This window comes from Cryobacterium sp. M91 (assembly GCF_002929615.1).
Taxonomy (GTDB): domain Bacteria; phylum Actinomycetota; class Actinomycetes; order Actinomycetales; family Microbacteriaceae; genus Cryobacterium; species Cryobacterium levicorallinum.
The window spans coordinates 1-11,512 of sequence record NZ_PJJT01000051.1 but is presented as its reverse complement, the minus strand read 5'-3'; the positions used below and the strand labels follow the sequence as shown (position 1 = coordinate 11,512).

The following is an 11,512-nucleotide window of genomic DNA, read 5'->3' as shown; positions in this document are numbered from 1 at the left end:
GCCTGGCTCGACGACCAATCCCGACAATCGAATCCCACCCCAAAGGCCGCTTGACATCAATAGGAGCATCCACTCAGCGGGACGTGACCGTCGAAGATTGATAATCTTCCTCTCAGCCCGGCTCACCGGACTCCCGTGTTCAAGATGAGTGTACCCAAGAAACAGCCAAGCCTGGACGAACAACGTGTTGGTTCACACAATCAATGCGTGCGTATCAAGTCATCGAACAGCATTATTACGACTCCGACGAGGTCGCCGCCGAATCCCTACTCTTGCCGCGTGCTTGCAGACAATCACAACCGGAAAAAGGGCCAGAATATGGCTTCACGCAAACATGGCTTAAGGCAGCCCTGACACGGGTGCTATGTTGTTCCTCGTCCACACGGGAGCCCTCTTGCAGGGGCTGAGAGGACGCTGAGGCAGCTTCGACCGTTGAACCTACCGGGTAATGCCGGCACAGGAAGTGAAGTCGATGCGTTACGCCCACCCCAGCACCGCCTCTGGCCCCGCTCAACTGCCACCGTCCGCACCGCCAGGCATGCGCCGCGCCATGCGGGGCGGGATCTTCGGCAACTATGTGAACCAATTCGATATCTTCCTGCCCGTCATCGCCCTGACGCCGGCAGCGGCGCATCTCTTCGGGTCGGAAAACCTGGTCGGCAACGCCGGACTGATCTTTGTCGCGACGCTGCTCGGGCGGCCGATAGGAGCAGCGATCTTCGGTCCGATCTCCGACCCCATCGGCCGCACGGCGACGACCAAGGTCGCGCTCACCGGTGTGGCTCTGACGACACTGCTCATCGCACTGGTGCCCAGCCACGCCGTGTTCGGTGCCGGATCGCTCCTGTTGATCCTGGCGCTGCGTTTTGTCGGCGGAATTTTTCTCGGCGGTGAATATACCTCGGCTGTCCCGCTGGCGATGGAATGGTCCAAGCCTGAACGGCGAGGGCTTGTCAGCGGGCTGATCATGTGGATGTCACCTTGGGCCAACGCCACCATCGCCGGCCTGGTGTTCGTACTGCACGGCACGCTCGGCGCCGCCAGCTACAACGCATGGGGCTGGCGCATCCCATTCTTGCTCGGCGCCGTGCTCGCTTTTGGAATGCTCGCCTATTATCGTGCCCGGGTTCAGGATTTCCCGACGTGGACCCACCCCCCCACGCCGCACGAACGCGCTGAAGGGAATTCTTATCGGCGAACACCGCCGGGCGCTGTGGCAGGTATTCATTCTGATGAGCGGCATGTGGTTGCTCACTAACATGGCCATCCCGGTGCTGACTGGGCAACTGGGCGCCGACGCCCACCTGGGCGCACAAACCCTATTGTTGGCGATGATGTGCGGCACCGCCGCCAGCGCCTTCACCATGGCCGGTTGCGGGCACCTGTCGACGTTCACCGGCCGGCGCGCCTTCTTCATCGGCTTCGGCCTGATGGCAGCGGTACTGGGGCCGGTGATCTTCCTGGTCGTCTTCGCTGCAGCCGGCACCACGGTTCTGGTGCTGCTGGTCGTAGCGCTGCAGATCGTCACGGTTTCCGGCTACGGCCCGGTCGGCGCCTACCTGGCCGAACGCTTCCCGACTGCTGTGCGCTCCAGCGGCTACGGGGTCGGTTACAGCCTGTCCATCGTTATACCAGCCCTCTACCCGTACTATCTGCCGGTCCTGCAGAATGTGCTCGGCGACCACGGCGCCGTCGCAGTGCTGCTCGCCCTAGGCGGCGCGCTGGTGCTGACCGGCGCGCTGGCCGGCCCGGAAACAGTGCGGGTCAGCGTGGGGGCGGCCCGCCTGCCCACAACCGATGAAAGTGGTGGATAGGACCACGCCCGGTACCGATGTCGAGTTCGTCGGCGTGCTCCAGACTTTCCTGCAACCAGGACTTAGTCATCGATAACGCGACGCTCCAATCCCCGAGCCGGGCCTGCAATGTCGCCATCGCCGACGACATTGAGCATCCGGTTCCGTGGGTGTTCATCGTGTCCACCCGATTGGCTGCAACCTCAATTATCTGCCGGCCGGCGGGAAGCCGGCCGGCGGCATCCACCAGCGCGTCCGGGCACACGGCACCCTCCAAATGGCCGCCCTTGACCAGCACAATGACGTTGTGCGCCGACGAGAGTCGCTTGCCCTGCTCGAGTGCGTGCGGCCAGGTCGAAGCGGTCGGCTCTCCCAACAGCACCCCTAATTCCGCCAGGTTCGGTGTGACCAAGTCGGTCCGGCTGAGCAGCTCGATCATGGCTCTTTCTGCAGCCCGGTCGAGCAGCCGGTCACCGCTGGTGGCGACCATCACCGGGTCAAGTACCACCACCGGCGGTTTCACCTTCTCCAACCAGTCCTCGACGGCCTGAACGATCTCGGCATTGCCGAGCATCCCAATCTTGACCGCATCGATAGTGACGTCGTCGCTGACGGCTTCGAGCTGTTCGCGCAGGAACGCCACCGGTGGAATATGCACCGACCTCACCCCGTGGGTGTTCTGGGCAACCAGCGCGGTGACGACGGCCATCCCGTAGCCGCCCTGCGCGGCAATGCTCTTCAAGTCCGCCTGGATGCCTGCCCCACCGGTTGGATCGGTGCCAGCGATGCTGAGAACTCGGGGTACTTGGAGCGGCAGAACAGCAGGGATCATCGGTTCCACTCCTTCACAAAATCCTCGGCCACCCGTTTCGGGTCTGCGGCGGCACAGATCGTGGACACCACGGCAACACCTGCCGCCCGCGCCCGGCGCAGCTCCCCCACGTCGTCCAGCATGACTCCGCCAATGGCCACGCACGGCAGGCCTGCCACGGCGGCGGCCCCGGCGAAACCGTCCACGCCGATCGGCGCCGGATGGTTCACCTTCGTGGCCGTCGCTCGGATCACACCAACGCCTAGGTAGTCGACCGTTCTCTCCGGCAGGAGCGCCACCTGGCGGAAGTGATCGACAGTGTTGGCGGTCAACCCAATGATCACGTCGTCGCCGACAATCATCCTCACGGCCGTAACCGGAAGGTCGCTTTGACCGACATGGACACCATGCACGCGGGCACCCGCAGCGCGGGCAGCCAGGAACACGTCGACCCGGTCGTTGATGAGAATCGCGGCCCGGTCACCGACAGCCTCAGATATGCGCAATACGAGTTGATAGAAATCGGCGGCGGACGCATCTTTCTCCCGGATCTGCACCGTGCGGATGCCGCCGGCTACCGCCGTCCGCACCGTCTCGACCACCCCGCGACTGCCACATAACGCCGTGTCGGTGACCAGGTACACGCCTGGCGTGAAGGTCTCCCTGCTGAACTCGATCATGAAATCACTATCATCGCCCGGATCGCGGCCGCGTCAACGCTCGCCAATGCGTCAAGAAACGCGACGGCAAAACTGCCCGGACCTCCCACGTCCACCGCCGCCCGCTCGGCCGCGATCGTATACACGGCCGTCGCGGCGGCAGTGGCAACAAGACGATCGTCACCGACCGCGAGGAAAGCCGCGGTCACGGCACCCAGCGCGCACCCTCCACCGGTGACTTGGGTGAGGCAGGGATGGCCGTTGCTGAGGCGGATGACATCGGTTCCGTCGGTGATCAGATCGGTGGCCCCGGAGATCGCGACGATGCAGCCATGCCGGTCGGCGAGCTGGCCGGCGGCATCCAGTGCCTGTTCCGCGGTGTCGACCGAGTCCACACCCCGGCCGCCGTGGCCGAGGCCGGTCAGGGCGATGACTTCGGAGGCGTTGCCGCGGATTGCAGTGGGCGCATAGTCCAGCAAATCGGTGGCCAGCTGGGTGCGCACCGAAAGGACGCCGACGGCCACCGGGTCGAGCACCCACGGCGTGCCAACCTCGTGCGCAGCCCGGGCCGCTTCAAGCATGCCCGCACGCTGCTCCGCATGCGGAGTGCCCAGGTTCACCAGCGTGGCCGAAGCGATACGGGCGAACTGATCAGCCTCGATGGGGATGTCGGTCATTGCCGGTGCAGCCCCGATCGCCAGCAACGCGTTAGCGGTGAAGTTCGTCACCACCGCGTTGGTCAGGCACTGCACCAGAGGTGTTCTCTCCCGCAGCCGCGCCAGCAGCAGGCAGGCATCATCCGCCGTGAAACGCCTCATTCAACGTCCTCGCTCAGATTTTATCAACTGGGTGTGTCGGGGATACTTTGTGAACCGCAGCAGGAAGTCGTCGGCCCTCAACAGGCGCATTCGGCCCGTACGCAGTCTAGAACACGGCGAGGCGGCCCTCTTTCACAGAGTCGAGACTGGGCTGGCCGCACCGATCATCGTCGGCTCCCAGCTGTCGAAGATCCCACTAGCTCCGCCCGCGCGCGGCGAAATTCATCTCCGATACCCTGGCGAGCATGCAACTGCTGCGCATGCCAGCAGTCCCACTCCCCGCCCACTGCGCGCTCTCACCGGTCTAACCCGCCCGCCTGCTCGTGACTCTTGACCACTCGCGCGCCCGGCAATCTGAGACGCCATTAGGCGGTCACGTCGTAATCGGCGAGTGGCTCCATGCAATCTGGGATCAACTAACGACGGGTCGACGTCTGGTCGCATTCGATGGGACCTGCCTGGACCTGCCTGACACGCCTCTCCCCATTCAGGCGGACAGCGCAGGCTTGCGTGCGGTGAATCGCAGCACTCGGCCGCCGAAGGAATACCTCAGCCCGATAGCATCGAGTCCGACTTGTTCGAGGACAGGTTCGAAGGCCCCGCGTTCGATAAACCGATGCGGGGAGCGATCGGCGAGATGCACCCACGAAGCTGCTCGAGAGGCAGTGAGGTCATAACCGATGAAGATGCCGCCGGGCCGGAGCACACGCGCGACCTCTGCGATTGCCTTCTCCCAGTCAACAACGTGGTGCAGCATCAGGCAACTTACAACGAAATCAAAATTTTTGTCATCAAAGAGAAGCTGTGTGGCGTCGGCTTGGCGCGCCGCCACGTGCGGATACTTTGCAAGACGTTTCCGTGCGGCGCCAACCATCACGGGGTCGTAGTCGGTCGTCGTCAGGCGCAGCGACCGATTTGCCCGCGCCAACGCTCCGGCCGTCGCGCCACTACCCCCTCCGATCTCAAGAACGTCACCGGCCAGCGAAACACCCTGTATCGCCCACGAGACGACGCGCCGCTCCGCAAGACGCCATGGTGCACTGCGGCAGAACGCACCTTCGAGCGCAGACATTGTCGGCATGACCATCAGCCTCCCTGACGCACACTATTGCACGTTTAGATCCTTGTCGAAGTTATCAAATGCCTTCATGCCGCCCAACCGCAGTTCCTTCCACAGCTGTGGTCTCCTCAGTCGAAGACGCAATTCAGCGATAGCACAGTCGCTTCGGATTTCTCAGAGATAAGGCCGCCGATCACCCTAGGCAAACCGGTAGATTGGGGCTTATTCAACACGACCTAAGCCGGTGGTTGCGACAACAGCGTGCGTCCGGATGTAACCCATGCGTCCATACCGCCGTCGAGTTCGACGACGTCCTTATAGCCGAGTTCGGCGAGCGTGGTCGCGGCGACCGCACTCATCCGTCCCGTGCGACAATAAATGACGAGCGGAGTCTCCGTGTTGTTTGGCAGTGTCGCATCAGCGCCGACCCGGTCATCGGGGGTCATCCGGTCGGAAGTAGGCGATCGCTCCTTCGAATGGCACCTGCACGTTGATCGTCACCCTGGCTGGCTCCGCCATCGCTTCAGCGAATCGGGCAGGATCGAGCAATTCGCTCGCGATACCGGAAGCCGATGGAGAGACATCCGGAGTCCGGTCCGAAACCGGCCCGCCGCCACCAGTTGATATGCACCCGGAGAGCAGAAACGTCCCCATGACAATGGCAACAGCCCCGGAAGCGATTCCGCATTATCTCACGCATGAACGTTATCTCTAGCACCTGAGCCATCGCCGTGGCGTTCGACCTGGTCGTGGTGGTGCCTGCACTCCAATCGGCCGCACAGTTGCTAGAAGCCGGGACGGCTGACGGCGGACGACCCGCTGGCTACTCGCGGATCTCGGCAGGATCCGGCACTGTCGCCCTGCTCCTGGTCGCCATCGCCGTGCTGATGGTATGGAAGCTGTGAATCGCCGCCTGACTCAGCGGGGGAGCGCAACCATAACCTGACTCGGCACAGGAGCGATCCGCCCCGCATTCAGCGCACCAACCAAGGCGGCGCGGCATCTGAGAACTCTGCAAGGAACCGGCGGTATGACGTCGTCCCTGGTGACTAACGCTCTCAGGGTATTGAGTGCTCCCGAAACCGCCGACGATCTTCAAAATGGCGACTCGTTACCGGAAGCACGCGGGGCGGCTATCGCTCTGATGCTTTTTCCTGTCCGAGCCCTCACCTAACCACTGGCAGGCCGACGGAGGTGGAAACCCTATCTGGCTTTTAATACCGCTGGCGAATAACCGGCGCCCGGCGCCGCGGGAGAAGGCATTCAACGTTGACCTGCTGAGAGCCTGTCAAATGTTTTGTGTACGTGTTCCGAATTGGGATAGAGGTGGGGTTAATGCAGTCGAGATAGACGAGCACAAAATGGGCTTGGGCCTGCCTCCAGTTCGTGATGATCTAGCCTTCGACGAGTCGGCCTCCGACTTTGCGCTTGATATCTCGGCTGCGTTCTCGTTCTATGGCTCGTTCGCGGGCAAGTTTTTTCAATATTGAAGATCGCGAGCCAGAGCATCTTGACCGCGGCGTCGCCGTTGGGGACGTCGCCGCGGCTCTCGCCCACTTTCTTCAGTTGATAGTTCAACGATTCGAGAGCTGCAATAAGGAGATCGAAGGCCGCACCAATGTCGTGGGTATCTCTCGCAACCCGCCCGTACTGCTCCGCCCCGCTGGCGCCGTCGTCGTAGAGCAGCACGACGAATGGGACGCGGGGACTTGCCGCTTATCTCTCCTAGAACTCCACGTGCAACTGGACGTCTTCAACGCTGCACTGATTGTCTCCGACGTCGGGGCGCTGACGAGGGTGAGTTCCATCCTTGAGCTCACTGCGGCATAATCGGAAACACGGCCCCGCATGGTGACGATGAATTACCCACCCGCCGGGACGTGACCGGAAGGAATGGTGTGGTGTGAATTCTGCAAGGTTGCCCGGACGTGGCGTGGGTGCACTCTCGGAATCCGATGCGGAGATATATGTTGCCTCCGTGTGCTTTAAGACCGGGCCACCGGGTGCTGCCGGAGTTGAGGTCGAACGGTTAGTCCACGATGTCTCGGATCCGCAGTTCCCGGTTTCGGTTGCGCGGGTCAGCGACGCGATGGCGGCATCACGGGGACCGTTACCGGGTGGGGGGGTGATTACCTTTGAACCAGGCGGGCAGTTGGAAGTGAGCTCTGTTTGCGCGTCTGATCTTCCCTCTCTCGTCGTGGCGACCCGGGCGGACCTTGCAGCTGTTGAGGCTCTGCTGACGGATGCTGGTCTGTGCTTCGGCGCGGTGGCTCTGGACCCTGCGCGGCCGCCGGTGCGGTCATTGGATCATCCACGTTATGCCGCCATGGAGCATCATTTTGATCGTTTCGGCCCCGCAGGACGGGTAATGATGTGTTCCACTGCTGCCCTGCAGATTTCGCTGGAGGCTGGGTTCGATACCCCCGGATCCAGCGGCGCGGCGCAACGTTGGGCGCGGCTGCACAATCTCGTTCCGGTCTTTGCTGCTATGTTCGCCAATTCCCCGTTCCTTCATGGCGTCCCAAGCGGTTGGCATAGCAACCGGCAGCGTATCTGGTTGGCGATGGATGCTTCCCGGACCGCAATGGTTCCCCGCTCGGTGGACCCGCGCTTGGACTGGGCACGCTACGCGCTGGATGCCCTGCTGCTGTGCATTCCCTCAACGGAGGCTGCCTGGACAGCTCCGCGCGGGTTGTCGATGCGGAACTGGTTACGTGGAGAAGGCCCAAGACCTGCAACGCTCGACGACCTGAAGTACCACCTGACAACTTTGTTCCCACCTGTCCGCCCTCGGGGGTTCATGGAGATCAGGGTTATCGACGCACAGGCAGCCAGCGACTGGGAGCCCGTCACGGCCGTGGTGACGGCACTGATGGATGATGAGCATGCAGCCGACCTGGCCGCAGAGGCCTGCGCCCCGGTGGCGTCCCTATCCAATCCGCTCAGGACAGCCGCCCGCCACGCGTTGACGAATCCCGTGCTCGCTTCGGCAGCCTACGGCTGCGCCGAAGCCGCTCTGATGGCATTGCCCCGTTTGGGGGTTGACGTCGCCACGCGCAACCGCGCAGAAGATTTTGTTGACCGATATACGGCGCGGGGCCGGTGTCCTGCGGAGGAGCGCCTGGAAATGTGGACAAGGACCGGCAGTTATTTTGGTCCGTCAGAGCATGAGGAGCATTGTGAAAATGTCCAATAATTTTTTCGAATCCGGTACAGATCCGGAAAATTTCAAAATTTTCATCGCCGACGCGCTGGAAAGGTCCCGGAACCGAACGCATGCGCTGACTGAGTGCGACGAGGAGGATCTGCTGAAGCAGCACTCGGCGCTGATGTCGCCGCTGGTCTGGGACTTAGCGCATGTCGGCAGCCAGGAGGAACTCTGGCTGGTCCGCGACGTCGGAAAAATGGAGCCGCTGCGGTGCGACATCGACCAGATGTACGACGCTTTCCAGCATGCGCGCAGCGCTCGCACCTCGCTGCCATTGCTCTCACCGGAGGAGTCCCGAAAGTACCTCGCCCAGGTTCGCACCAAAACCCTCGAGGTCCTGGACCGGACCCCCTTGGAAGGCTCGCCACTGGTGGATCGTGGCTTCGCATTCGGAATGATCATCCAGCACGAGCAGCAGCACGACGAGACGATGTTAGCCACCCACCAGCTCCGGGTTGGCAAACCGGTCCTACAGGCCCGGACATTGGCAGCCGACGTCGTGTCCACCGACCGATACTCTCTACCAAAGGAAGTGCTGGTCCCCGCAGGGACATTCCTGATGGGGACCTCGGTGGAACCCTGGGCACTGGACAACGAACGTCCCGCCCATCCAGTCGATCTGCCCGCGTACTGGATCGACACTATTCCAGTAACCAACGGCGCCTACCGATCTTTCATAGACGACGGCGGCTACCGAACCCCCAGCTGGTGGACGGCCCAAGGATGGAAGCACATCAGAGAAACCGGAATAGTCGTGCCCAAATATTGGGAACGCGACGGCGGCCGGTGGGTCAGGACCCGATTCGGTGTCGTTGAACAGGTGCCAGAAGACGAGCCGGTGCAGCACGTCTGCTGGTTCGAAGCGGACGCCTACGCCCGCTGGGCCGGGCGTAGGCTTCCGACCGAACCAGAGTGGGAAAAAGCTGCGCGGTACGACCCCCGCTCCGATTACTCGCGGCGCTACCCGTGGGGTGATGAAGATCCCACCCCGCATCACGCGAACCTGGGCGGATCAGCCCTGCGGCCTTCCCCCGCCGGCTCCTATCCGCGCGGAGCATCATCGTTGGGAGTGCGCCAACTCATCGGTGATGTCTGGGAATGGGTCTCCAGCGACTTCTGCCCTTACCCCGGATTTATCGCGTTCCCGTATCAGGAATACAGCGAAGTTTTTTTCGGGTCTGACTACAAGGTGCTGCGCGGCGGCTCTTGGGCGGCGGACGCAGCCGCGTGCCGTGGGACCTTCCGGAATTGGGATTACCCAATCCGCCGGCAAATCTTTGCCGGCTTCCGTACGGCGCGGGACGCCGCACTGGACGAAGTGCGTTAGCCCGTGTGTCGTCATTTAGCTTATATCGGGCCCTCGATGCCGCTCGCGGAGCTGCTGCTCGCCCCCGCTCACGGGTTAATGACGCAATCCTGGGCGCCCAGGCATCAGCGGAATGGGACCGTAAACGCTGATGGTTTTGGTGTCGGATGGTATGCCTCAGGGGATCCTCTACCTGCCCGTTACCGCCGCGCAATCCCCATCTGGGCAGACGGGTCCTTCGCTGATGTCGCTCGGGTTACCTCCAGCCAGGCGGTGCTCGCGGCCGTCCGGTCCGCGACATCAGGGATGACGCAGGAGGCATCAGCTGCTGCCCCCTACACGCACGGGCCCTGGCTTTTCAGCCACAACGGCCGGGTAGAGGGTTGGCCGCAGGCATTGGAAGCTCTGGCCGCATCACTTCCGCCCGCCCGTCTGCTGGCCCTTGAAGCTCGGGTCGACTCGGCCCTGCTCTGGGCACTTGTCCTGGAACGGCTCGCCGCGGGGGACTGCGCCGGGGATGCGCTGGCGCACGTGGTCAACAACGTCTCTGCCATCACCGGCGCCCGACTAAATTTTCTACTCACGGACGGCACAGTCATAGCGGCCACGGCCGCCGGGGATACTCTTTTTTGGCGAACCGGTCCCGGGAGCGTCGTGGTGGCCAGTGAACCTTTCGATGACAGCCCCGACTGGCATGAGGTGGCGGACAACTCTCTTCTGACCGCCACCGCCGGCTACGTCGACGTCCGTCCAATTCCCAACCTCACGAAGGAACAGGTAGCCCCATGAGCCTCTTTGCCGCCCGCCCCGACATCATTCATCACCTATCTCCGGACTATCTAGGGCGAAGCCTGCGCGCGGACGTGCGCGCAGGACTCAGCGCGTCGCCGAAAACGCTGCCGCCCAAGTGGTTCTACGACAAACTCGGCAGCGAACTGTTTGAGCGCATCACAGGCCTGCCGGAGTACTACCCCACACGAGCCGAACGTGAAGTGCTAGAACTCCACGCGGCAGAGATGGCGACCGCATGCCCTGCGGAGACGCTGATCGAGCTCGGGTCTGGATCTTCCCGGAAAACCCCCCTGTTGCTCAACGCCCTGAGAGACGAAGGCTCCCTTCGCCGTTACGTTGGCGTAGATATCAGCGATAGCGCACTGCTGGATGCCCAAAACCAATTGGCTCCTGCTTTTCCCGACCTTGAACTGCAGGCCGTGACAGCCGATTTCGAGACCCAGCTGCACCTCCTACCTCGGACCGGACGTCGCATGGTCGCGTTGCTGGGCAGCACCATCGGTAATTTTGAGCCATCGACCCGAGCCAGTTTTCTCTCTAACGTCCGCGACTTGCTCGGCAAAAACGGTGGTTCACTGCTTCTTGGTACGGATTTGGTGAAATCGCGACACGTCCTCGTTTCTGCTTATGCCGACACGGAAGGGATCACCGCTGACTTCAACAGGAACGTGCTGAGCGTTCTCAACACCGAGCTCGGTGCCGATTTCGACGTGATGGCCTTTGAACATGTGGCGGTGTGGATGCCCCGAGAGGAGTGGATCGAGATGCGGCTGCGTGCCAGCAGACCAATGCTGGTGCACCTGCCGGAGATGGATATGAACATCCAGTTCCACGAGGGAGAAGAACTTCGAACGGAAATTTCGGCCAAATTCCGCCTTGACGGCGTGGTCGAAGAGATGGAAGCGGCGGGGTTCTCCGTAGCCGGGCAGTGGACGGATCCGCAAAATCGTTTCGCCATAACCCTGGCCGCAGCCATCTAGGGCGTGTCTCCTAACGGCTTCAGCCAGATTGTGATGGCCCGCAGGATGACTCCGCCGCGGTAGTTGACGGCGAGCTTGTCGTATC

Annotated in this window: 12 protein-coding genes and 1 riboswitch; of the genes, 7 read left to right on the top strand and 5 right to left on the bottom strand. The window is 62.4% G+C overall.

The window, feature by feature from the left end; genetic code table 11:
* Positions 1-372 precede the first annotated feature (372 nt).
* Positions 373-480: riboswitch (TPP riboswitch) on the top strand.
* Together CXY80_RS19885 and CXY80_RS19880 are read left to right on the top strand one after the other, a co-directional pair.
* The gene (locus CXY80_RS19885; protein WP_233194764.1) at positions 449-1,258 is read left to right on the top strand and encodes an MFS transporter; all 810 of its coding nucleotides are present in this window, start codon (positions 449-451) and stop codon (positions 1,256-1,258) included. Its footprint overlaps the riboswitch before it by 32 nt.
* Positions 1,242-1,814, top strand: coding sequence for an MFS transporter (locus CXY80_RS19880; RefSeq protein WP_233194762.1), 573 nt, complete (start codon positions 1,242-1,244; stop codon positions 1,812-1,814). Before CXY80_RS19885 ends, CXY80_RS19880 begins: the two co-directional genes overlap by 17 nt.
* On the opposite strand, the gene thiD is transcribed toward CXY80_RS19880, so the two are convergent.
* The 5 genes from thiD to CXY80_RS01050 all read right to left on the bottom strand — a co-directional run bounded on the left by thiD (position 1,765) and on the right by CXY80_RS01050 (position 5,587).
* Entirely contained in the window at positions 1,765-2,625 is an 861-nt protein-coding gene (thiD, locus tag CXY80_RS01070; protein WP_104131259.1) for a bifunctional hydroxymethylpyrimidine kinase/phosphomethylpyrimidine kinase, read from the bottom strand. The two genes, CXY80_RS19880 and thiD, sit on opposite strands and share 50 nt — an antisense overlap.
* The gene (thiE, locus tag CXY80_RS01065) at positions 2,622-3,284 is read right to left on the bottom strand and encodes a thiamine phosphate synthase (RefSeq protein ID WP_104131258.1); all 663 of its coding nucleotides are present in this window, start codon (positions 3,282-3,284) and stop codon (positions 2,622-2,624) included. The genes thiD and thiE overlap by 4 nt, the downstream gene beginning before the upstream one ends.
* Positions 3,281-4,081, bottom strand: a complete 801-nt coding sequence (gene thiM / locus CXY80_RS01060) for a hydroxyethylthiazole kinase (RefSeq protein WP_104131257.1) — start codon at positions 4,079-4,081, stop codon at positions 3,281-3,283. Before thiM ends, thiE begins: the two co-directional genes overlap by 4 nt.
* Positions 4,082-4,568: 487 nt before the next feature.
* Positions 4,569-5,168, bottom strand: coding sequence for a class I SAM-dependent methyltransferase (locus tag CXY80_RS01055; RefSeq protein ID WP_233194760.1), 600 nt, complete (start codon positions 5,166-5,168; stop codon positions 4,569-4,571).
* Positions 5,169-5,377: 209 nt separating this feature from the next.
* Positions 5,378-5,587, bottom strand: a complete 210-nt coding sequence (locus CXY80_RS01050) for a rhodanese-like domain-containing protein (protein WP_104131256.1) — start codon at positions 5,585-5,587, stop codon at positions 5,378-5,380.
* Positions 5,588-6,596: 1,009 nt separating this feature from the next.
* Between CXY80_RS01050 and CXY80_RS20595 the strand changes: the two genes are divergently transcribed.
* The 5 genes from CXY80_RS20595 to egtD all read left to right on the top strand — a co-directional run bounded on the left by CXY80_RS20595 (position 6,597) and on the right by egtD (position 11,427).
* On the top strand, positions 6,597-6,971 hold the full coding sequence (locus CXY80_RS20595) for a hypothetical protein (RefSeq protein WP_104131255.1): 375 nt from the start codon (positions 6,597-6,599) through the stop codon (positions 6,969-6,971).
* A 73-nt stretch (positions 6,972-7,044) separates the two neighbouring features.
* Entirely contained in the window at positions 7,045-8,337 is a 1,293-nt protein-coding gene (gene egtA, locus CXY80_RS01040) for an ergothioneine biosynthesis glutamate--cysteine ligase EgtA (protein WP_199182195.1), read from the top strand.
* The gene (gene egtB / locus CXY80_RS01035; RefSeq protein ID WP_104131253.1) at positions 8,327-9,676 is read left to right on the top strand and encodes an ergothioneine biosynthesis protein EgtB; all 1,350 of its coding nucleotides are present in this window, start codon (positions 8,327-8,329) and stop codon (positions 9,674-9,676) included. Before egtA ends, egtB begins: the two co-directional genes overlap by 11 nt.
* Positions 9,677-9,679: 3 nt before the next feature.
* Complete coding sequence (gene egtC / locus CXY80_RS01030; RefSeq protein ID WP_104131252.1) at positions 9,680-10,444, top strand: ergothioneine biosynthesis protein EgtC; 765 nt, start codon at positions 9,680-9,682, stop codon at positions 10,442-10,444.
* A complete protein-coding gene (egtD, locus tag CXY80_RS01025; RefSeq protein WP_104131251.1) occupies positions 10,441-11,427 on the top strand; it encodes an L-histidine N(alpha)-methyltransferase in 987 nt (328 codons plus the stop codon). The genes egtC and egtD overlap by 4 nt, the downstream gene beginning before the upstream one ends.
* Positions 11,428-11,512 lie beyond the last annotated feature (85 nt).